Source organism: Pseudomonas sp. HN11, assembly GCF_021390155.1.
Taxonomy (GTDB): domain Bacteria; phylum Pseudomonadota; class Gammaproteobacteria; order Pseudomonadales; family Pseudomonadaceae; genus Aquipseudomonas.
In genome coordinates this window covers 3,310,565-3,333,080 of sequence record NZ_CP089985.1, presented here as the reverse complement: position 1 = coordinate 3,333,080, position 22,516 = coordinate 3,310,565, and the positions used below count along the sequence as shown (strand labels likewise).

At 60.4% G+C, this 22,516-nt stretch carries 15 protein-coding genes and 2 pseudogenes; 15 read left to right on the top strand and 2 right to left on the bottom strand.

What is annotated here, in order from left to right; all coding sequences use genetic code 11:
• Positions 1-145: 145 nt before the first annotated feature.
• Positions 146-2,593: a UvrD-helicase domain-containing protein gene (locus LVW35_RS15145; RefSeq protein WP_233890898.1), complete on the top strand. Its 2,448-nt coding sequence runs from the start codon at positions 146-148 to the stop codon at positions 2,591-2,593.
• A gap of 18 nt (positions 2,594-2,611) precedes the next feature.
• On the opposite strand, the gene LVW35_RS15140 is transcribed toward LVW35_RS15145, so the two are convergent.
• Complete coding sequence (locus tag LVW35_RS15140) at positions 2,612-2,884, bottom strand: DUF1652 domain-containing protein (RefSeq protein ID WP_233890897.1); 273 nt, start codon at positions 2,882-2,884, stop codon at positions 2,612-2,614.
• Between the two features lie 257 nt (positions 2,885-3,141).
• Here LVW35_RS15140 and LVW35_RS15135 point away from each other — a divergent pair, with 257 nt between their 5' ends.
• The 5 genes from LVW35_RS15135 to LVW35_RS15115 all read left to right on the top strand — a co-directional run bounded on the left by LVW35_RS15135 (position 3,142) and on the right by LVW35_RS15115 (position 7,599).
• Complete coding sequence (locus LVW35_RS15135; protein ID WP_233890896.1) at positions 3,142-3,951, top strand: helix-turn-helix transcriptional regulator; 810 nt, start codon at positions 3,142-3,144, stop codon at positions 3,949-3,951.
• A gap of 49 nt (positions 3,952-4,000) precedes the next feature.
• Positions 4,001-5,407 carry an NAD(P)/FAD-dependent oxidoreductase gene (locus LVW35_RS15130; protein ID WP_233890895.1) on the top strand — a complete coding sequence of 469 codons (1,407 nt, stop codon included), beginning with the start codon at positions 4,001-4,003 and terminating at the stop codon, positions 5,405-5,407.
• 27 nt (positions 5,408-5,434) lie between these two features.
• Positions 5,435-5,776 carry a cupin domain-containing protein gene (locus LVW35_RS15125; RefSeq protein ID WP_233890894.1) on the top strand — a complete coding sequence of 114 codons (342 nt, stop codon included), beginning with the start codon at positions 5,435-5,437 and terminating at the stop codon, positions 5,774-5,776.
• A 60-nt stretch (positions 5,777-5,836) separates the two neighbouring features.
• Complete coding sequence (locus LVW35_RS15120) at positions 5,837-6,916, top strand: polyamine ABC transporter substrate-binding protein (protein WP_233890893.1); 1,080 nt, start codon at positions 5,837-5,839, stop codon at positions 6,914-6,916.
• A gap of 227 nt (positions 6,917-7,143) precedes the next feature.
• Entirely contained in the window at positions 7,144-7,599 is a 456-nt protein-coding gene (locus LVW35_RS15115; RefSeq protein ID WP_233890892.1) for a M10 family metallopeptidase C-terminal domain-containing protein, read from the top strand.
• An 86-nt stretch (positions 7,600-7,685) separates the two neighbouring features.
• Here the strand turns inward: LVW35_RS15115 and LVW35_RS15110 are convergent.
• Positions 7,686-8,000, bottom strand: a pseudogene (locus tag LVW35_RS15110) (response regulator transcription factor); the annotation flags it as partial.
• A gap of 7 nt (positions 8,001-8,007) precedes the next feature.
• Between LVW35_RS15110 and LVW35_RS15105 the strand changes: the two are divergent.
• From LVW35_RS15105 to LVW35_RS15065, 9 genes and pseudogenes are all read left to right on the top strand, one after another.
• Positions 8,008-8,525, top strand: a pseudogene (locus LVW35_RS15105) (APC family permease); the annotation flags it as partial.
• Between the two features lie 9 nt (positions 8,526-8,534).
• Entirely contained in the window at positions 8,535-9,638 is a 1,104-nt protein-coding gene (locus tag LVW35_RS15100; protein ID WP_233890891.1) for a DmpA family aminopeptidase, read from the top strand.
• 366 nt (positions 9,639-10,004) lie between these two features.
• A complete protein-coding gene (locus LVW35_RS15095; RefSeq protein ID WP_233890890.1) occupies positions 10,005-11,438 on the top strand; it encodes a serralysin family metalloprotease in 1,434 nt (477 codons plus the stop codon).
• Between the two features lie 49 nt (positions 11,439-11,487).
• Positions 11,488-11,856 carry a protease inhibitor Inh/omp19 family protein gene (locus LVW35_RS15090; RefSeq protein WP_233890889.1) on the top strand — a complete coding sequence of 123 codons (369 nt, stop codon included), beginning with the start codon at positions 11,488-11,490 and terminating at the stop codon, positions 11,854-11,856.
• A gap of 103 nt (positions 11,857-11,959) precedes the next feature.
• Positions 11,960-13,711 (top strand): type I secretion system permease/ATPase, encoded by a 1,752-nt coding sequence (locus LVW35_RS15085; RefSeq protein ID WP_233890888.1) that lies wholly within the window; start codon positions 11,960-11,962, stop codon positions 13,709-13,711.
• Positions 13,708-15,021, top strand: coding sequence for an HlyD family type I secretion periplasmic adaptor subunit (locus LVW35_RS15080; RefSeq protein WP_233890887.1), 1,314 nt, complete (start codon positions 13,708-13,710; stop codon positions 15,019-15,021). Before LVW35_RS15085 ends, LVW35_RS15080 begins: the two co-directional genes overlap by 4 nt.
• 2 nt (positions 15,022-15,023) lie before the next feature.
• On the top strand, positions 15,024-16,358 hold the full coding sequence (locus tag LVW35_RS15075; RefSeq protein ID WP_021493178.1) for a TolC family outer membrane protein: 1,335 nt from the start codon (positions 15,024-15,026) through the stop codon (positions 16,356-16,358).
• A gap of 30 nt (positions 16,359-16,388) precedes the next feature.
• Positions 16,389-19,346 carry an autotransporter serine peptidase EprS gene (gene eprS / locus LVW35_RS15070; RefSeq protein WP_233890886.1) on the top strand — a complete coding sequence of 986 codons (2,958 nt, stop codon included), beginning with the start codon at positions 16,389-16,391 and terminating at the stop codon, positions 19,344-19,346.
• Between the two features lie 43 nt (positions 19,347-19,389).
• Positions 19,390-22,500 (top strand): autotransporter serine protease, encoded by a 3,111-nt coding sequence (locus LVW35_RS15065; protein WP_233890885.1) that lies wholly within the window; start codon positions 19,390-19,392, stop codon positions 22,498-22,500.
• The last annotated feature ends 16 nt before the right edge of the window (positions 22,501-22,516 follow it).

The window sequence follows — 22,516 nt, the reverse complement described above, 5'->3', positions numbered from 1 at the left end:
TATCAGTCAATTAGATTAGTTGCTGGCGTTTTGACTTTCAGTTCATCACCTAACTGCATGACCGCAAAGCAATTGGCTGGAACTGAGCGCCGATTCCGGCGACCATGGCGCACTTGTCTGAACCCAGCTCATCGCAGGAGTCCGCGTGTCGCAACAAAAGCCTGATCTTCCTCCCGAACTGCGCCCTTTGGCCGAGATGCCGCTATTCAAACGTTTGGCTGCGCGCCTGTTTGGCCATGGCTTGACGCGTCTGCGTGCCCAGCACCGGTTTTCCTGGTTGCATGGGCAGGCTGATGGTTTTCGCAGTGGCCACGAGGCGGGTGTGGAGTATGGCTACCGCGAGGGCAAGGCTGATGGGATTGAGGAAGGCCGCCAGGTTCTGCTGATTCGTGACTTTCGTCCGGATGAGCACCGTGCGCCAGGCGTGGATGACAGTCTGTTCGATGATTGGCGTCTGCCGCTTACCGCCGAGTTGAAGAAACGCATGAAGGCCGACGTTGTGCGATTGCTGCCGCCTCATGCCCAACCCAGCACAGCGCAATGGAAGATGATTTTCAGCGAGACGCCCTCAACCTCGGTGATCGCCGGTGCCGGCGCCGGCAAATCCACTTCGCTGGTGCTACGCATTTTGCTGCTTACCCATTATCTGGGCTTTGAGCTGAGTTCGATGACGGTGGTGACCTTCACCCGTGAATCGCGCAAGGACTTTATCAACAAGCTCATGGAAATGCTCAGCCTGTGGGGCCAACCCCTTGGGATGAAAGAGGCGCAAGCCGTGGTGCGTACCTTTCACTCGCGCATTCTGCCCATGGTGCGCAGCCTGCCGGGCTTTGAGCGCTTGCAAGCCTTCGAGAACCTGAGTGCCGGTTTTGAAGAGGCTGACAGCAATCCCTTCGACCTGCGTATCAACGAAGCCCAGCGCCAGCAGATGAATGCCTGCTATCACCGGCTGCACGGGCAGCATGCGCGTTTTCGTGAGTTGATTGCGCCATTGGCGCGTCACGGGCTGCAGCTCAAGGAGCTGGAGCGTGATCATCCAGACGTGCAAAAGCGGGTGGCGGTGACTGAGCTGGCCGCCAAGCGCGATGAAGAACTGTGCGATGCAATCGAAGATCTGTGGTTCCGCGCGGGTGCCTGGCCGATCAAGGGCATTGAGCCTAACCGCCAGACCATCGAGATCAACGGCGCGCAGTTTCATTGCCACGGCTACATTCCCGAACTGGATGCCTGGGTGGTGCTGGGCTTCGATTCGCGGGAAAACCCCCAGATCAGTCGGCCCAATTCGAAGCTGTCGGTGCGAGCAGAGTGGGCAGTAAAGCGCACCTTGTTTCAAGCTTTCTGTCGTAACCCTTTGATATGGCTAGATAGTTATGAGTCTTCAAAGCGACTTTTAAGCAGCTTGGCCGGCGATGCCGCTGCTGGGCCAGGCTTTGATTACAAGGTCAAGGGTGAGCTGGCTTCAGCGCCGCTGCTGGACAGTTTCGTGATGGCTGCCGGGTTTATCGAAAACCTGGGCCTGGACGTGCCGACCGCCGTTGGCCAGATGAGCTTCGCCAAGGATGACCCAGACCGTTTTTTCTTCGAGGCCCTGAGCATCTATTGGAAAGCCCTGGAAGATCACCTGCTGGACCAGTCGCCGCCGATCATGACCTACAACCGGATGTTCTCGCTGTTCGGCGAGAACACCCCGGAAAACCTCAAGCTGCTCAGCGATCCATTGCTGCGGCCAATGTCGCACCTGATGATCGATGAGTTCCAGGACGTTTCGCCGCAGATCGTCTCGTGGATCCGTGCCAGCCTGCGCGAGATCCGCAGCCGTGGCCCGGCCATGCACATTGGGCGTGGTGCCCAGCGCTCGTCGTTGCTGTGTGTGGGGGATGACTGGCAGTCGATCTACGGTTGGCGCGGCAGTTCGCCCAAGTACTTCATGGCGTTCGACAAAGAGTTTCCATCACCGACCACTACCAGAGTGATGCTGGGTGAGAACTTCCGCAGTCACCAACATATCATCGACGCGGCCGAGCATATCGTGCGCGCCGCACCTGCGATCCCGGGTAAGAAGGCCAAGGCCAGCGGGGCACCCAGGGCGCTGGTGCCGGTCAAGGTGTTGGAACGGGATGACGCAGCACTGGGGCGGCGGTTGGTGGAGCACTATCAGAAGGGTGAGTCAATCTTGATGCTCTATCGAAAAAGTAGCGATAAGTTACTGATCCAAGAGCATATTCAGGCTTTAGTTAATGTGGATTCTAGCTTGCCGCCCCAGGCACGCAGGCTTAAGCAATTGACCTATCACAGCGCCAAGGGCCTGCAAGCCGACGCGGTGTTTCTACTTGGGGATTGCCAGCATGTCACCAGCTCGCCCTATAAAAACCAGGTGTACCGCATGGCGGGTCTGGGCGAAGGTGGTGACAGCGAGCCCTATGACAACGCGCAAAAAGACGAGGTTTTGCGCCTGGCCTATGTGGGCATTACCCGTGCCGTCAGCCATTGCTACTGGTATGTGGAGAAGCCGGAAGGCCAGGCCGTGAATGTGCCCAGGGCATCGGAGCGGGTGGATGGAAAGAAGGCCTTCTTTGATGATCAACGCGGCTGAAGACGTGCCGGATCTGAATCAGGCCCTTAATGACATCGGCGGCACAAACGACTCCAGCTCATCTTCCACCGCCTCGATGATGCGTTCCACATCGGCGGCATTCATCACAGTGGCGCAGGGGATGCCGGCGATGGCAATCAGCGTTTCCCCGCTGGCGCGGTCGAACAGACGGGCGATCATGCTGCCGGGCGCATCCATGCTGCCCTCGAAGCCCATCGGATGAAAATGCCAACGCATCAGCTGGCAGGCGTTGGGGAATGTCACTTTGTTCATGTTGCCCACCTTGTTCATTGAGCGCTTCCTTTAGCTCGCGGCAGGGCGCCAAGGCCTTCACTGGTCTTGGCGTAGAAGACCCTAAAAATAGCATTCGTTCGCAAACGCGAGGTGACTTTTTTAGCCCCGTTCGGCGGTTGTCTTTCATTCGTTTGATGTGGGTCAAGCCCGAGCGGAGATTTGGCAAAATGCCATTAGTCAGAAGTTCCAATTGGCCATTGAAGACCTCGGTAAAATTCGGCAATCTCCAGTGTTTACCCGCCGCTGAGCCTTCCATGCCCGCCATCGCCCCAGACGATGACTCCCAGCACTCCCAAGCCACACGCGAGCTGGTGCTGCGTCACCACCTGTGTTGGCGCCATCGGGACCTGGAGGGGGTAATCTCCTACTACCATCCTGACATCCAATACCACGACTTTTTCCAGAACCGTGTCGTCGGTTTCGCCGAACTGCGTGATTATCTGCAAGCCAGCATGCCGCGCGAAGCCGATGAAGCGATTGAGCACATTGATCGTATTCGTGCTGATGGGAACACCGCGTTCATCCAATACCGCATTACCTTGCGTGGCGGCCACGGCCTGGTGTCGTTTCGCACCAGCGAAGCCATCACGGTACGTGACGGGTTGATCTGGCGCGTCAACGAGTACGCTTCCCTGGTGCATGAGCAGCCCGCGCAGACAGCACGGCCCTCGGTCAGCCGCCTCGGCTTGTCGCCCCAGCAATTGGGGCATATGGCCAATGACTTGCAGCAGTACTTTGAACGCAAGCAACCCTACCTCGACCCGGAGCTGGATCTGCAACGGGTGTCGAAGGAGTGTGGCTACAGCCGCAATCAGATTTCCTACCTGCTGAACCAGGTGCTGGGGCAAAGCTTCTATCGCTATGTCAACCAGGCCAGGCTTCAGCATTTGCTGGCCACGCTGGACCAGGCCCTACCACCGATCAAGGTCGACGACTTGGCGTTTGCTGCCGGATTCAACTCGCTGTCGGCGTTCTATAGCGCGTTCCGCCAGCACACGGGTCAGTCGCCAAAGGCCTACGTCAAACAAATTTCCCTGCGTGCACGCGCGCAAGACAGCCAATAACATCGCGCTCTAGGATCTACCCTATCGAAACGAGGTAGGGGAACCTGGCATGCCGGCATGGCGCACTATCAGTTTATGGATGGACCAATTGGACGACCCGCTGCACGCGCGGCCGTCGCTGGAACATGATCTGGATGTCAACGTGGCCATCATCGGCGCTGGTTACACGGGGCTATGGACCGCGTATTACCTGAAGCGTCAGGCACCCGAGCTGAAAATCGCGATTATCGAGGCACAAACCGCCGGTTTTGGCGCGTCTGGTCGCAACGGCGGCTGGCTGATGGGTAACCTGCTGGGCGAAGACCGATTGTTGGCGGGCCTGAATCCTCAACAGCGACGTGCCTCGTTTGACCTGTTGCACGCCATCCCTGACGATGTGGCTCAAGTGCTGCAACGTGAGGGCATCGACTGCGACTACCGCAAGGGCGGCGCCCTGTACTGCGCTGCGCGCTATCCCGAGCAGGAAGGCAGTCTGCGGCGCTACCTGGACAAACTCTACGCCCAAGGCCTGACGGAAGCCGACTATCGCTGGCTCGGTCCGCAGCAACTGGCCGAACAGATCCGCATTGCCAAGCCTTATGGCGGTATTTATGCGCCCCATGTAGCGACCATCCACCCCGCCAAGCTGGTGCGCGGGCTGGCGAGGGTAGTTGAAAGCATGGGCGTGACGATCTACGAGAACAGCCCGGTGACCCACTGGCAGTCCGGCAGCCTGCGTACGACGAGGGCCGGTGTGCGTGCGGCGTGGGTGGTGCCTGCGGTGGAGGGCTACGCCACTACCTTGCCGCCCCTGGGCCGCTATCAACTACCGGTGCAAAGCCTGATCGTAGCCACCGAACCTCTGCCGGCCAGCACCTGGGATGAAATAGGCCTGGGCCACGGCCAAGCCTTTGGCGAAAGCAGCCGACAGGTCACTTACGGCCAGCGATCAGCGGACAACCGGCTGGTGTTTGGCGCGCGGGGTGGCTATCAGTTCGCCGGTAAGCTACGGCACAACTTCGATTTGACCGACAGCGAAGTGGACCTGCGTCGCTATCTGTTCGGTGAGCTTTTCCCACAGCTCAAGCACGTAAAGATTACCCACTCGTGGGGCGGCAACCTCGGCATGTCGCGCAACTTCCGACCGCACATGCTCTGCGACCACAAGACCGGCATCGCGCTGTCTGGCGGGTATGGCGGGGAGGGTGTTGGCGCCACCAACCTGGGCGGTCGCACCTTGGCCGATCTGATCCTGGGCCGTGACACGCCGTTGACCCACCAACCCTGGGTGATCCGCGAGCGTGGTCTGGATGCGCTCAAACCCTGGGAACCCGAGCCGTGCCGCTGGTTGGGCTACAACGCGATCATTCGCAGTTTTGTCCATGAAGACCACGTGTTGGCCAACCCCAATACCGCCCGGTGGCGTCGCAAGCTGGCGACCGGGGTGGCTGGGTTCATGGAAGGTTTCATGCACTAAGTCGTTTCACTCACACGGGAAAACCCCATGAGCATCACTCAATTCAAAGACACGCTGAACGCTCACCTGCCGGACTCGTCACCTGTCGCCGTGCCATTGGGCGAGCCCATCGCCGTGGCCTCTACCCTGAGCGTGGAGCGCAACGACGGCGTCGAAACCGGCATTTGGGAGTGTACCCCAGGCGTCTGGCGTCGCCAGATCAACTCCCAGGAGTTTTGCCACTTTATCCAGGGCCGCTGCACCTTCACCCCTGACAACGGGGAAATCGTCCACATACAAGCCGGTGATGCACTGATGTTGCCGGCCAACAGCACCGGTATCTGGGATATCCAGGAAACCGTGCGCAAGACTTACGTATTGATTCTGTAACGCTTTGATCCTTGATCGCCTGCCATAAAAACAGCCCTAAAACCGCCAGGAAATCGAACCATGAAAGCCATTGCCCTGTTGCCCTTGATGTGGGTGGCCTCTATCAGCCAGGCCGCCGAGACGGTGAAAATCTACAACTGGTCGGACTACATTGCGCCGGACACCACCAAGAACTTCCAGAAAGAAACCGGCATCGGTTTCACCTACGACGTGTATGACAGCAATGAAACCCTGGACGGCAAGTTGATGACCGGTAAATCCGGCTACGACGTGGTGTTCCCGTCCAACCATTTCATGGCGCGGCAGATCCAGGGCGGCGCGTTGAAGAAGCTAGACAAGAGCCAGTTGCCCAACTGGAAAAACCTTAATCCGGTGTTGCTCAAGGCCCTGGAAAACAATGACCCAGGCAATGCCCATGGCTTCCCGTACCTGTGGGGCAGCACCGGCATCGGCTACAACATCGACAAGGTCAAGGCGGTGCTCGGCGATAATGCCCCGGTGGATTCCTGGGATTTGATCTTCAAGCCTGAGAACATGGCCAAGCTGCAGAAATGCGGCGTGGCGATTCTGGATAATGGCCCGGAGCTGCTGCCCGCGGCGCTCAACTACCTGGGTTTGCCGCACCACAGCAAGCAGCCTGAGGACTACAAGAAGGCCGAAGATCTGCTGATGAAAGTGCGGCCTTATGTGGCGTACTTCCACTCCTCGAAATACACCGCTGACCTGGCAAATGGTGATATCTGTGTGGCGGTCGGCTTCTCCGGCGACATCCTGCAGGCGGAAAGCCGTGCCAAGGAAGCCAAGAACGGTGTGAAGATTGGCTACAACATTCCCAAGGAAGGTGCCGCTATCTGGTTTGACATGGTCGCCATGCCTGCTGATGCGCCGGACGAAAAAGCCGGGTATGCGTTCATGAACTACCTGTTGCGTCCGGAGGTGATGGCCAGCATCACCAACTACGTGCATTACGCCAATGGCAACGAAGCCGCCGACAGCCTGGTGGACCCGGCGATCAAGGCGGATACCAAGGTGTACCCGAGCCCGGAAATGATGGGCAAGCTGTTCGCGCTGGAGGCAATGCCATTGAATATTGATCGGGTACGTACGCGTGTGTGGAACACAATTCGAACAGGGCGCTGACTGATAACTGATAAACGCGATGTTGTCGCCACTGAATGAGGGTTGCCAGTCTGACGATGGAGGCTGGCGCACTAAAACTGGACGATTAGTTTGCATCATGTGTCATCATTTTTTTGAAACAAGTTTCAAAATATTCTGAGTGGAAAGCGGTGTTACTAGTGTGAGAGATTTCGAATTGCATCGTCGAAAATTAAAACTTTTACCCATTTATTGAAAAGGTAATGCCGATGTCTTCAGTACAAAGTCTTCCAAATGCCGCAACCTGGAACAGATCGGAAAACGGCGTCCCGACAATACGTGGCACTGATAATCATGAGCGGTTGAATGCCGTGCCCGACGTAGATCCAGTGCTGTTAGGAGGTGACGGTGACCACCTGATCGGAGAAAAGGAGGAGAATATATTCAGATTTGAACATCCCTCCTATACAACCACCACGCTTTTCGACTTCAACCCCAAGGCGGAGGAAATTGATGTTGCCGATCTCTTAAAAAATTACAATATTACGGCTATACATATTCAGGATAAGTACCCGAAAAACGTAGGGGATGTGCAGTTCTCATACGATACTTCTGGTGTAAGTACGCTCACTATAAAAGTCAGTGATGAGGGGCCGGATTTCGTGCTGCATGTCGATAACTTTAAATTACTGCCTCAGCACGTGAATTTCTTTAATCAAGGTTGAAGTTAATAGCACCCGTGTGGTCAGGAAACTCACTGGCCACTTCATATCCATCAAAAACTGTTTGATGTTGAATTTCTCTGTTGCACCTACGGGTTTTCCAGATCATGCCCCAACGACTGGATAAACAGCGAAAATAGCTCCGGCTGTGACGAGATATCCAGCTTCGCGTACAAATGCCGACGATGCACCTTCACCGTATCCGGCGAGATATTCAGCCGCTCGGCCATGGCCTTGGATGAGAAACCGCGCAGTACCAAGCGTGCGATCTCCAGCTCGCGCTCCGAAAGCACACCGCAGCCGAATTGACTCAATGCATCCCTGATCTGGCTGGCCATTGCCGGCGCACGCTGGGTGCTTTGCTGCCAGTGCTGTTGCATAAGTGGCAATACCCAGGCGGCCACGGTCGTCATCTTGACCAGCCACGGTAATGAAACCTTGTCGCGCCTGGTCAGCGCCGGGATTTTCCTGTCGGTGTTCAATGCCATCGTTGCCATCGTGATCCAGATCGCCGCGATGCGTTGTGGACGCCGCGCATCAACAAACTGTTCACGCGCATTCATCCGCGCTGGGATTCGCCCTGGCTGGCTACGCTGTTTCTGGCGGTCCCTTCAGCGCTGCTGAGTTTCAGCTCCAACCTGGCCGACCTGACCTCGTTTAGCGTGTTGCTGATCATGCTGGTTTACATGATGGTGGCGTTGAGTGCGTTGATGAGCCGGGTGCTGCTGCGCGATCGCGAGCATCCCTATCGCATGCCGCTGTGGCCGCTGCCGGCGTTGGTCGCGGTACTGGGTGCGGGCTATCTGCTAGTCACTCTGGCGGTGGCCGCTTCGATCCGAGACATTATGATTATCATCGGCTTACTGGCGGTGTCGGTGATTCTGTATTGCATCAGTGGCCGGTTGAGTCCGGTCTTCCAGAAACTGTAAGGAGTGGATATGCGCGCACGTCAATTGGGCATTACGTTGGGGCTGGGCACGCCCGGAGAGTGGAACGCCATCACCGATGTGCCGGGTGTTCGGGTCGGGCACAGCACGATCAGGAGGCTTCTCGACGGCACGAATGTGCGTACCGGCGTCAGCGTGATCCAGCCGCGCGCCGGGGAGGCCCGCCAGCAACCGTGTTTCGCCGGCTACCATGTGCTCAATGGCAACGGTGATGCCACCGGCCTTGAGTGGGTCAACGAAGCGGGGCTGTTAACCACGCCGCTGGCCATCACCAACACCCACAGCATCGGCATTGTGCGCGACAGCCTGATCGCCCTGGAACGCGAGCGCCTGGCCGACCCAGCGGTGTACTGGTGCATGCCGGTGGTGATGGAAACCTACGACGGCCTGCTCAACGATATCTGGGGCCAGCACGTCGGCCCCGAGCATGTGCGTGAAGCCGTGGTCAACGCCGAAACCGGGCCTGTGCAGGAAGGTGCGGTTGGTGGCGGTACCGGCATGATCTGCCATGAGTTCAAGGGCGGCATCGGCACAGCCTCGCGGCGCTTGCCGGCAGAGCAGGGTGGCTGGACCGTCGGCGTGCTGGTGCAGGCCAACCATGGCAAACGCCAGGAACTGCGGGTGGATGGCTACCCGGTGGGGCGCCAGTTGATGGAAATTCCTTCGCCCTTTGCCGAGCAAGGTACGCCGGGCATGGGCTCGATCGTGGTAATCCTGGCTACCGACGCACCGCTGTTGCCGCACCAGTGCCAACGTTTGGCGCAACGTGCGTCCATTGGGATTGCGCGGACCGGTGGCGGCACCGAGGATTCCAGTGGTGACCTGTTCCTGGCGTTTGCGACTGGCAACCAGGATTTGCCGACGGCTGACTACGCACGCAAGGGCCTGCCGTTCAGCAGCACCTTGCAGATGGTCAACAACGACCATATTTCACCGCTGTTCAGTGCGGCGGCGGAGGCTGTGGAGGAGGCCATCATCAACGCGATCCTGGCCGGGGAAGACATGCTCACCGATCGCGGGGTTCTGGTGCCTGGGCTGAAGGGCGACACGCTGCTGGCGGCACTCGGCAAGACGGGCTGGAGTCTGTCCCGGTAATAGGGGGCAACTGAAGTTATTAATACAAGTAGTGGCTGTTTAATGTTGCCAATGACACCCTGGCAATATATTGGATCCATTAACTAATGGCGCCAATCTACTTGATCGGCGTTAGCGCTATTTAATATTTAAATAACTGGGTGTTGCATTTTGTCGGGAAAAAGCAGCGCTGGCCAATAAACACGGCCTGGAACTTCATAAAGTTCCATATCTGGCGCTTTTTAGGGCGGCAAAAGATGTAGACGAAAGATTTCAAGTTGTGTCAGTTTTCTTACGCCTTCAAAAGAGGCGAGTGATAGGACGATCTCGCCCGCGGGGTTCCTATCGAACAAAGACTGATGCACTTGCAAACAAGGAAGTACGTTTATGTCAAAAGTAAAAGACAAGGCTATCGTGTCGGCGGCGCAAGCCAGCACCGCTTACTCGCAAATCGATAGCTTCAGCCATCTGTACGATCGTGGCGGCAACCTCACGGTCAATGGCAAACCCTCCTATACCGTTGACCAGGCAGCAACCCAACTGCTGCGCGACGGCGCCGCGTACCGGGACTTTGACGGCAACGGCAAGATCGACCTGACCTACACCTTCCTGACCTCGGCCTCTTCGAGCACCATGAACAAACATGGCATCTCGGGTTTCAGCCAGTTCAACGCCCAGCAGAAAGCACAGGCCGTATTGGCCATGCAATCCTGGGCGGATGTGGCCAACGTCACCTTTACCGAGAGAGCCAGCGGCGGTGACGGCCACATGACCTTCGGCAACTACAGCAGCGGCCAGGACGGCGCCGCGGCCTTCGCCTACCTGCCCGGCACCGGCGCAGGCTACGACGGCACCTCGTGGTACCTGACCAACAACAGCTACACGCCAAACAAGACCCCGGACCTGAACAACTATGGCCGGCAGACCCTGACCCACGAAATCGGCCACACTCTGGGCCTGGCTCACCCTGGCGACTACAACGCCGGCAACGGCAACCCGACCTACAACGACGCGACCTATGGACAGGACACGCGCGGCTACAGCTTGATGAGCTACTGGAGCGAGAGCAACACCCACCAGAACTTCAGCAAAGGCGGCGTCGAAGCTTACGCGTCCGGCCCGCTGATCGACGACATCGCGGCGATCCAGAAGCTCTACGGCGCCAACTACAACACCCGTGCCGGCGACACCACCTACGGCTTCAACTCCAACACCGGGCGTGATTTCCTCAGCGCCACCTCCAATGCTGACAAGCTGGTGTTCTCGGTGTGGGACGGGGGTGGCAACGACACCCTGGACTTCTCCGGCTTCACCCAGAACCAGAAGATCAACCTCAATGAAGCGTCGTTCTCCGACGTTGGCGGCCTGGTGGGCAATGTGTCCATCGCCAAGGGCGTGACCGTCGAGAATGCGTTCGGCGGTGCGGGTAACGACCTGATCATCGGCAACAACGCGGCCAACGTCATCAAGGGTGGGGCCGGCAACGACCTCATCTACGGCGGCGGCGGTGCGGACCAGTTGTGGGGCGGCGCGGGCAGCGACACTTTTGTGTTCGGTGCCAGTTCCGACTCCAAGCCAGGCGCTGCGGACAAGATCTTTGACTTTACCTCAGGTTCCGACAAGATCGACCTGTCCGGCATTACCAAGGGCGCAGGTCTGACCTTCGTCAATGCCTTCACCGGGCATGCCGGCGATGCTGTACTGACCTACACCGCAGGCACCAATCTGGGCACCTTGGCAGTGGACTTCTCCGGGCACGGCGTGGCGGATTTCCTCGTCACCACCGTCGGCCAGGCTGCGGTCAGCGACATCGTGGCGTGATGCACGGGCGCGGCGCTTCGGCGTCGCGCTTTACCGATGGAGCGTGAAGATGCAGTGTTTTTTCAAAGTGATCACCGGCGTGTTGCAGGTGATGTTCGTGTCGGCAGGAGCCCACGTAATGGCGAGCAGTCTTGTATTACCCACCAGTGCCCAATTGGCCGGCCACTGGCAATTGCGTCAACAGGACCAAGTGTGCGCATTGGACCTGCTGGAGTCGGCGAATGCCCTGGCTGGTGATGTGGCCTGTGTGGCGCAATGGCTGGGTGATAAACCCCTGAGCTGGACCCCAACACCGGATGGCATCTGGTTGATGAACGCCGAAGGCAGCGGTATTACTCACCTCAATCGGCAGAAAGAAGGTGAATACAAGGGGCGTACGCCCACCGGCCTTGAAGTTGTATTGAAACGCACACCTTAGTTGCCGTTATAAGCCTATAACTTGAATGTATTAGTTAACCGCGCCGTTATTCGGGGATGGGACAGCTAGTGCGCGTAATTTGTTTCAGGGAAGATCAGAAAACATGGCGAAGTCCCATGCCGTCGCGCCGTTATTCAAGGCGCTGGGTGAATACAAACGTATTTTGATCAGTGTGGGCTGTTTCACTGCATTGATTAACCTGCTGATGCTGGTGCCGTCGATTTACATGCTGCAAGTGTATGACCGCGTGCTGTCCTCCCAGAATGAAACCACTCTGGTGATGTTGACGCTGATGGTCGTAGGCTTCTTCGCTTTCATCGGCACGCTCGAGGTGATCCGCAGTTTTATCGTGATTCGTATCGGCAGCCAGTTGGAGCGGCGTTTCAACCTGCGCGTGTACAAGGCCGCGTTTGAACGCAACCTGCAACGCGGGCAGGGACATGCCGGGCAATCCCTGGGCGATTTGACCCATATCCGCCAATTCATCACCGGCCCGGCGCTGTTCGCGTTTTTCGATGCGCCGTGGTTTCCCATCTACCTGTTTGTGATTTTCCTGTTCAACGTGTGGCTCGGAGTGTTGGCCACGGCGGGCGCGGTGTTGTTGATCGGACTCGCCTGCCTGAATGAATACCTGACCAAAAAGCCGCTGGGCGAGGCCAGTGGTTATTCCCAGCAATCCACGCAATTGGCCACCAGCCACTTGCACAATGCCGAGACGATCCAGGCCATGGGGATGCTCGGTGCGCTGCGCCAGCGCTGGTTTGCGGTGCATTCGCAGTTTCTCGGCCTGCAAAACCAGGCCAGTGATACCGGTTCGGTGGTGACCGCCCTGAGCAAGTCCCTGCGCCTGTGCCTGCAATCATTGGTGCTGGGCCTGGGGGCGTTGCTGGTGATCCGGGGCGAGATGACCGCCGGGATGATGATTGCCGGTTCCATTCTGATGGGGCGGGTGCTCAGCCCTATCGACCAGTTGATTGCGGTGTGGAAGCAATGGAGCTCGGCCAAGTTGGCCTACCAGCGGCTGGACGATCTGTTGCGCGAGTTTGCGCCGGAAGTCGAGCAGATGAAACTGCCGGCGCCCAAGGGCCAGGTCAGCTTCGAACAGGTCAGTGCAGGCCCGCCCGGGCGGCGGATGGCGACCTTGCATCAAGTCAGTTTCAATCTCGGCGCGGGTGAAGTGCTCGGGGTTCTTGGTGCCTCGGGCTCCGGCAAATCCACCCTGGCCCGTGTGCTGGTGGGCGTATGGCCGACGCTGGCCGGAACGGTGCGCCTGGATGGCGCGGACATTCATCGCTGGGACCGCGACGACCTCGGTCCCCACATCGGCTATCTGCCCCAGGACATCGAACTGTTCAGCGGCAGCATTGCCGACAACATCGCGCGTTTTCGCCAGGCTGATCCCGAATCCGTGGTGCGTGCCGCGCAGCAGGCCGGTGTGCATGAACTGATCCTGCGCTTGCCCCAGGGCTACGACACGGTGCTGGGCGACAACGGCGGCGGCCTGTCCGGCGGACAGAAACAGCGGGTGGCGTTGGCACGCGCGCTGTATGGCGGGCCACGCCTGATCGTGCTGGATGAGCCCAATTCCAACCTCGACACCGTCGGCGAAGCGGCCTTGGCCAGCGCCATTGTGCAGATGAAAGCCCAGGGCAGCAGCGTGGTGCTGGTGACCCATCGGTCTTCAGCGCTGGCCCAGGCCGACAAGTTGCTGGTGCTCAGCGAAGGGCATTTGCAGGCGTTCGGGCCGAGTCAGGAGGTGCTGCGGGCGTTGTCCGGCCAGCAGGAGCCGCCTAAAGAGAAACCGGGCGTGAGTTTCAGTCGTCAGTACCAGGCCGGAAGGAATCCAGGCGCATGAGCAGCATCACGTTTGAACCAGGCTTCAAAGAGCGCGACGCCAAGTTTTTCGCCCGCATGGGCTGGTTGCTGACGGTGGTTGGCGCCGGTGGCTTCTTTCTGTGGGCCAGCCTGGCGCCGCTGGACCAGGGGATTGCGGTGCAGGGCACCGTAGTGGTATCGGGTAAGCGCAAGGCGGTGCAAACCCTGAGCCCCGGCGTGGTCAGCCGGATTTTGGTGAAGGAGGGCGAACGGGTTAAGCAAGGCCAGCCGCTGTTTCGTCTCGATCAGACCCAGCATCAGGCCGACGTGCAGTCCCTGCAAGCCCAGTACCGCATGGCCTGGGCCAGCGTGGCGCGCTGGCAGAGCGAGCGGGATAACCACACCAGCATCAGCTTTCCCGCTGAACTGAGCGCCAATCCCGACCCCGCCCTGGCGTTGGTGCTGGAAGGTCAGCGCCAGTTGTTCAGCAGCCGTCGCGAAGCCTTTGCCCGCGAACAGGCCGGTATCCGCGCCAACATCGAAGGCGCCACGGCGCAGTTGGGGGGCATGCGTCGTGCCCGCAGCGACCTGACTGCCCAGGCGCAATCCCTGCGTGACCAACTGAGCAATCTGCAGCCCTTGGCGGACAACGGCTACATCCCGCGCAACCGGCTGATGGACTACCAGCGGCAGTTATCCCAGGTGCAACAGGACCTGGCGCAGAACACCGGCGAAAGTGGCCGGGTGGAGCAGGGCATCCTCGAATCGCGCCTGAAATTGCAACAGCACAGCGAGGAATACCAGAAGGAAGTGCGCAGCCAGTTGGCCGATGCGCAACTGCGCAGCCTGACCCTGGAGCAGCAACTCACCTCGGCGGGGTTCGACCTGCAGCACAGCGAAATCAACGCCCCGGCGGATGGCATCGCGGTCAATCTCAGTGTGCACACCGAAGGCGCCGTAGTGCGAGCCGGTGAGACCTTGCTGGAGATCGTGCCCCAGGACACACGCCTGGAGGTGGAAGGGCATTTGCCGGTGCATTTGGTCGACAAGGTCGGCACGCACCTGCCGGTCGATATCCTGTTCACCGCGTTCAACCAGAGCCGAACACCGCGGGTGCCGGGGGAGGTCAGCCTGATATCGGCCGACCAGATGCTCGATGAAAAAACCGGCGCGCCCTATTACGTACTGCGCACCACGGTCAGCGACGCGGCCCTGGAAAAACTCCACGGGCTGGTGATCAAGCCCGGCATGCCCGCCGAGATGTTCGTGCGCACCGGCGAGCGTTCGTTGCTCAATTACCTGTTCAAGCCGCTGCTCGACCGCTCCGGCTCCGCGTTGACCGAGGAATGAGCATGAAGCACATGTTTATCGCCTTGCTGTTGACCAGCGCGAGTGCCCAGGCCGCCATGGGCCCGTTCGATGTCTACGAGCAGGCCTTGCGTAACGATCCAGTGTTCCTCGGCGCCATCAAGGAGCGCGACGCCGGCCTGGAAAACCGTGCCATTGGCCGCGCAGGTCTGTTACCGAGGCTCTCGTACAACTACAACAAGGGGCGTAACAACTCCCAGGCCACCTTGCCGGACGGGCGTGGCGGCAATTACCACGACGACCGCAACTACAACAGCTACGGCTCCACCTTCAGCCTGCAGCAGCCGCTGTTCGACTACGAGGCCTATGCCAATTACCGCAAGGGCGTGGCCCAAGCGCTGTTTGCCGATGAGAGTTTTCGCGACAAGAGCCAGGCGCTGTTGGTGCGGGTGCTGACGTACTACACCCAGGCCTTGTTCGCCCAGGACCAGATCGACATCGCCCGTGCCAAGAAGAAGGCGTTCGAACAGCAATTCCAGCAAAACCAGCATTTGTTCCAGCAAGGCGAGGGCACCCGCACGGACATTCTGGAAGCCGAATCACGCTACGAATTAGCCACCGCCGAAGAGATCCAAGCCTTGGACGAACAGGATGCGTCCTTGCGGGAACTGGGCGCCTTGATCGGCGTACAGAGCGTCAATATTCATGACCTGGCCCCGCTGAACCAGGGCTTTGCCGCGTTTACCCTGACGCCGGCCAACTATGACACCTGGCATGAACTGGCGATCAGCAATAACCCCACGCTGGCCTCCCAGCGCCAGGCCCTGGAGGTGGCGCGTTATGAAGTGGAGCGCAACCGCGCCGGGCATCTGCCCAAGGTCACGGCCTATGCCAGCTCGCGCCAGCAGGAGTCCGACAGCGGCAACACCTACAACCAGCGCTATGACACCAACACCATTGGCGTCGAAGTCAGCCTGCCGCTGTATGCCGGTGGCGGTATCTCCGCGTCCACACGTCAGGCCAGCCGCGCCATGGAGCAGGCTGAGTACGAATTGGAGGGCAAGACGCGTGAAACCCTGATCGAACTGCGTCGGCAGTTCAGCGCCTGCCTGTCGGGGGTGAGCAAATTGCGTGCGTATCAGAAGGCGCTGGTGTCGGCCGAAGCGCTGGTGGTGTCGACCCAGCAAAGCATCCTCGGCGGCGAGCGGGTCAACCTTGATGCGCTGAACGCCGAGCAGCAGCTCTACAGCACTCGCCGCGACCTGGCACAGGCGCGCTACGACTACCTGATGGCCTGGACCAAGTTGCATTACTACGCCGGCAACCTGCGAGACACCGACCTGGCGAAGGTCGATGAGGCGTTCGGCCCGATGAAATAAGCCTGCATAACAACAATAAGGATGGTTTCGATGATTACCGATTCACCGCGTTTCAAACCGTTTACCGCCGGTTCATTGTTGCTGTTGTCCGTTGCGGCGCAGGCGGCCTACACCGAGAGCGGCCAGCCAGGGAACGCCGCCAGTTGGCGCTCCACCGAGTTCCAGAGTGACTGGGGGTTGGGACGCATGAAAGCGGATGAAGCCTACGCCGCCGGTATAACCGGCAGCGGGGTGAAGATCGGCGCGCTGGACTCGGGCTTCGACCCCAACCACCCGGAAGCCTCCAAAGACCGCTATCACGCCGTCACCGCCAGCGGCAGTTACGTGGATGGCAGCGCCTTCAGCACCACCGGTGCGCTCAACCCCAATAATGACGCCCACGGCACTCATGTCACCGGCACGATGGGCGCAGCCCGCGATGGTGTAGGCATGCATGGCGTGGCATACAACGCGCAACTCTACGTAGGCAATACCAACGCCAACGACAGCTTCCTGTTTGGCCCGACGCCCGATCCCAAATACTTCAAGGCGGTGTACAGCGCCTTGGTGGATTCCGGTGTGAGGGCGATCAACAACAGCTGGGGCAGCCAGCCCAAGGATGTCAGTTACAGCACCCTCGGCGACCTGCATGCGGCCTACGCCCAGCACTACAACCAGGGCACGTGGCTGGATGCGGCGGCTGACGTGGCCAAGGCCGGTGTCATCAACGTCTTCAGCGCCGGCAACAGTGGTTACGCGAATGCCAGCGTGCGCTCGGCGTTGCCGTATTTCCAGCCGGAACTGGAAGGGCACTGGCTCGCGGTGTCGGGCCTGGACAAGGCCAACAACCAGAAATATAACAGGTGCGGCATTGCCAAATACTGGTGCATTTCCACCCCCGGCGCATTGATCAACAGCACCATCCCCGACGGCGGTTATGGCGTCAAATCCGGCACTTCGATGTCGGCGCCCCATGCTACCGGCGCGCTGGCTCTGGTGATGGAACGCTACCCCTATATGACCAACGAGCAGGCGTTGCAGGTGTTGCTGACCACCGCCACGCAGCTCGATGGTTCGATCACCCAGGCGCCCAACACCACCGTGGGTTGGGGCGTGCCGGACCTGGGCCGGGCGATGCACGGGCCGGGGCAGTTACTCGGGCCGATGAACGTGAGCCTCGCGGCCGGGCAGGGCGATGCATGGAGCAACGGCATCTCCGATCAGGCCCTGCTGCAGCGCCAGACGGAAGACGCTGCCGAGCACAGTGCGTGGCAGCAGACGCTGATCGACAAGGGCTGGCAAAACGGCGTGGGTGCCGGCGCCAGCCAGCAGGACCAAACGGACTACGCCATCGGTACAGCGCGCGATCACGCAGCAGCGACGCGGATTTATGAAGGCAGCCTGATCAAGTCCGGCGCGGGGACGCTGGTACTCAGCGGCGACAGCACCTATCGCGGTGCGACCACCGTCAACGGCGGGCTGCTGACGGTCAATGGCTCGCTGACGTCTGCGGTGACGGTCAACGACAGCGGCACACTGGGCGGCTCCGGCCGGATTGCCGCGCTGTCGGTCAACCATGGGGGGCGCGTGGCACCGGGCAACTCCGTGGGCACATTGCAGGTGGCGGGTGACGTGAACCTGGGGGCAGGTTCGACGTATGCGGTGGAACTCACGCCCACCCGCAGCGACCGTATCGTCGCCGGCGGCAGGGCAATCCTGGGCGGCGGCAACGTCACCCTGGCCCTGGAGAACAGCCCGACCCTGCTCAGCGGCGCGCAGGCGCAAACTCTGATTGGCCGCCAGTACACCATCCTCCAGGCGGCGGGGGGGATCCAGGGCCAATTTGGCCAAGTGTTGCCCGACTATCTGTTCCTCGGTGGCACCCTGGGTTACGCCACCGACGGCGTGCAGTTGGACGTGGTCCGCAATGACGCCACCTTCGCCAGCGTGGCGGCGACCCGTAATCAGCGCAACGTAGCCGCTGCCGCCGAGCAATTGGGCGCGGGCAACCCCGTGTACGAAAGCCTGCTGCAGTCGGACTCCATCGCGGTCGCGCAACAAGGCTTGCAGCAACTGTCCGGTGAAATCTACCCGGCGATCGGCACCCTGCTGATCAACGACAGCCTACAACTGCGCGACGCCGTGGGCGAGCGTTTGCGCCATGTGCCGGTCGCCGCTGAAAGCAACCTGTGGCTCAAGGCACTCGGCGCCTGGGGCAAGCGTGACAGCCGCAGTGAGACGGCGGGTTTCACCACCTACCTCGGTGGCCTGCTGGGCGGGGTCGATGGCGCGCTGGACGAGCAAACGCGTGTGGGCCTGGTCGCCGGTTACAGCGACAGCTCATTGAGCATGGGCAGCGGCACGCATTCCTCGGCGTCCATCGACAGTTATCACTTCGGTGCGTATGTCGGGCGCGAGCTGGGCGATTGGCGCGTCAGTGGCGGTGGCGCCTACAGCTGGCATCGCGGTGACGTGAAGCGTGACCTGCAATACGGCGCTGTCAGCGGTAAACAGAGCACCAAACTGGATGCGCGCACGGCGCAACTCTTCACCGAAGCAGCCTACCGGATAAACCTGCAATCCTTGGCACTGGAGCCGTTCGCCAACCTGGCCTATGTGCACCTGGACAGTGACGCGTTTCATGAAAAAGGCGCTGCCGCGGCCTTGGAGCGTGGCAGCGATCGGCGCGACGCCGTGCTCAGCACGCTCGGCATGCGGGCCCTGAAAACCGTTGCTCTCAATGACCATCAGCAATTGCAGCTTTCCGGTTCGTTAGGGTGGCAGCACAGCCTCACTGCCGTCGAATCCGAAGAACATTTGGTGTTTGTCGCAGGCGGGCCGTCATTTGCCGTGCGCAGTTCGCCGTTGCTGCGCGATGCCGCGTTGGTGGGTGTGCAGGCCAGCCTTGCGCTGAGCCCGGCCACACGGGTCAATCTTGATTACAGCGGCCAATGGGGTGGCCGTGAGAAAACCCAGGGGGTGGGGCTGAGCCTCAACTGGCAGTTCTGAAGCGATTTACACATGTGCAATAAGAAAACTAAGGAAGGTCACCGTGAATACACGCAAGTCAGGGTTAACTACCGCCATCCACACCGCCTTGGGTTACCCGCTCAAGGCCAGCCGCAGCGCGCCATACGGTGCGTTGCTGTGTTGCCTGGCAAGCCTGGGGACCGTCCAGGCCGCGCCCTATGTGGAAACCGGCAAGCTGGGCGATGCCGCCAGCTGGCGCAGCAACGAGTTCAAGGCCGACTGGGGCCTGGGCGCCGTGCATGCCGATACCGCGTATGCCGCCGGCTACACCGGCAAGGGTGTCAAGCTGGGGATCTTCGACCAGCCGGTGTACGCCCAGCATCCGGAGTTCGCCAGCCCCGGCAAGGTGGTGACGATTGTCACCGAGGGCATTCGCCAATATACCGACCCGTACATTCCGGTGAAGGCCGGCGATGCGTTTCGTTATGACGGCACGCCGTCCCTCGGCTCCAATGGCAAGCTCGGCAACCATGGCACCCACGTCGGCGGTATTGCCGCAGGTAACCGCGACGGCGGGCCGATGCACGGCGTGGCCTTCGATGCGCAAATCATCAGCGCCGAGAACGGTGACCCAGGGCCGGAAGACGGCATCATTCTCGGCAACGATGGCGCGGTGTATAAGGCCGGCTGGGACGCATTGGTCGCCAGTGGCGCGCGGATCATCAATAACAGCTGGGGCATCGGCATCGGTGACCAGTACGCCAAGGGTGGGCGTGACCCGGCTTTTGCGAATTTCACAGTCAATGAAGCGCAGGCGCAGTTCAACAACATCCGGCCAATCCTCGGAACCATCGCCGGTGGCGCCTACCAGGGCGCCATCGACGCGGCCCGCAGCGGCGTGCTGACGATCTTCGCCGCCGGTAACGACTACAACCGCAACAACCCGGACGCGATTTCCGGGCTGGCGTACTTTGTACCGGAGATTGCGCCCAACTGGCTGTCCGTCGCGGCCTTGCAGCAGAACCCGGACACCGCGAGCGCCGATCCGTATGTGATCAGTACATTCTCTTCACGTTGCGGCTATGCGGCGAGTTTCTGCGTGTCGGCACCCGGCACCAGGATCTACAGTTCTGTCATCAATGGCACCAACCTGGACAACCTCACCACCGACTACGCCAACTTCAATGGCACGTCCATGGCTGCGCCCCATGTGGCCGGCAGCGCGGCCGTGCTGATGGAGCGCTTTGCGTACATGAGCGGCGACCAGATCTCGACGCTGCTCAAGACCACCGCCACCGACCTTGGCGCACCGGGCATCGACTCGCTGTACGGCTGGGGCATGATCAACCTGGGCAAGGCAATCAATGGCCCGGGGATGTTCGTCACGGCCGAGGACATTCCGGCCGAGTTTCGCATCGACGGCGCCTATGGCAGCGGGCAGTTTGTCGCGGATTTGCCGGGCGTGGGTGCGGTAGTCGATGCCGGCAAGCCGACTCAGCGAATCTGCAACGATGTGCATTGCGGGCTGGACCTGTGGAGCAATGACATCGCCGGGCACGGCGGCCTGACCAAGCAGGGCATCGGCACGCTGGTACTCACCGGCACCAACACCTACAGCGGCCCGACGCTGGTCAACCAGGGTCTGCTGGCCATCAATGGCTCGCTCACTTCAAACGTCACCGTCAGCCAGAGTGGCGTGGTCGGAGGTTCCGGGCGCATCGGTTCGCTGCTGGCGAAAGCCGGCGGTACCGTAGCGCCGGGCAACTCCATCGGCACCTTGAACGTGGCGGGGGATGTGACGTTTGAGGCTGGGTCTACCTATGCCGTGGAGCTCTCGCCCACCAACAGTGATCGCATTGTGGCGGGAGGCACGGCCACCTTGAACGGCGGCACGGTGACCCTCGCGCTGGAAAACAGCCCGACGCTGCTCAGTGGCGCACAGGCGCAAAGCCTGATCGGGCGCCAGTACAACATCCTGCAAGCCGCCGGCGGCATTACCGGCAACTTTGGCGCGGTGCTGCCCAACTACCTGTTCCTCGGCGGCAACCTGAACTATGCGGCCAACGGTGTGCAACTGGACGTGGCGCGTAACGCCAACAGTTTTGCCAGTGTGGGCGCCACAAACAACCAGCGGGCCGTGGCCGCTTCCGCCGAGCAGTTGGGCGCGGGCAATGCCGTGTATGAAAGCCTGCTGCTGGCGCCGGATGCAGCTTCGGCGCAAGGGGCTTTCCAGCAACTGTCGGGGGAGATCTATCCGGCGCTGGAAACTGCCCTGGTCAATGACAGCCGCTACGTGCGCGAAGCCGTGGGCGAGCGTCTGCGCAATGGAGAGATGGGGGCGACCAGCGAGACCGTCGACAGCCGTGGCAACGTATGGGTGAAGGCCTTGGGCGCGTGGGGCAAGACCGACAGCCGTAGCGACACAGCCGGCTACACCACCTCTATCGGCGGCATGCTCGCCGGGGTGGACGGTGTACTCGACGAGTCCACACGCATCGGCCTGGTCGCGGGCTACAGCGACACCTCACTGAATATGGGCAGCGGCACGCATTCCCGCGCTTCGGTTGACAGCTACCACTTCGGCGCCTACGCCGGGCATGAGATCGGTGCCTGGCGCCTGAGCGGTGGTGCCACCTACAGCTGGCACCGTGCAGACGTAAAACGCGACCTGCAATACGGCGACGTCTCCGGCAAGCAGAAAGCCAAGGTTGATGCACGTAGCACCCAGGTGTTCACCGAGGCGGCCTATCGCGTCGATGTGCAACCGTTGGCCCTGGAGCCCTTCGCCAATCTGGCCTATGTGCACTTGGACAGCGATGGCTTTACCGAAAAAGGCGACGCTGCGGCGCTTGAAAGTCGCGACGACACCCGCGACCTGGTGCTGAGTACCCTGGGTGTGCGCGCCTTGAAAACCTTCACTGTGAATGACCGCCAGCAACTGGAGGTATCCGGCACCCTGGGCTGGCAGCACAACCTCAGCAGCACTGACTCGAAGCAGCACCTGGCCTTCGCTTCGGGCGGACCTTCGTTTGCCGTCGAAAGTGCGCCTATGGTGCGCGATGCGGCGTTGGTCGGCGCGCGGGTCAGCCTGGCGTTGAGCAAGGAGGCGCGGGTGAACTTCGACTACAACGGTCTGCTGTCCAGCAAGGACAAGGTCCATGGGGTGGGGTTGAGCCTGGATTGGGCGTTCTGATGATTGCTGATCGGCT